The sequence below is a fragment of the Chromohalobacter sp. HP20-39 genome, assembly GCF_033052815.1.
GTDB lineage: Bacteria > Pseudomonadota > Gammaproteobacteria > Pseudomonadales > Halomonadaceae > Chromohalobacter.
Genome location: NZ_JAWHTP010000666.1, coordinates 1 through 273 on the forward strand (window position 1 = coordinate 1; position 273 = coordinate 273).

Below are 273 nucleotides of genomic sequence, written 5' to 3' on the forward strand. Positions count from 1 at the left end.
GGCAGCAAACACACTCTGGCTGACGTTGACCGATTTGCGGATACGCGCGATTGCCTGTGCATCGAACTCAGGCACGGGCTCGAGACAGAGTTCGTCGTACTCGCGCATGGTTGTCTTGTCGATGAGCTTGGCGCGATGCAGACCGGACGCGGCGCTGTGGATGGCTGCGGCGGCATCGCTCTTGAAACGTGTCTTAGTCATGGCAAATCTCCACCAACTCTTTTAGCGCGATCAACGAGTCCACTTCTGCATCGCGAAGCCCACCAAAATCAG

At 57.1% G+C, this 273-nt stretch carries 1 pseudogene; it reads right to left on the bottom strand.

Features of this window, described 5'->3' with window-relative positions:
- Nucleotides 1-201, bottom strand: a pseudogene (locus RVY79_RS19615) (transcriptional regulator); the annotation flags it as partial.
- Between the last annotated feature and the right edge of the window lie 72 nt (nt 202-273).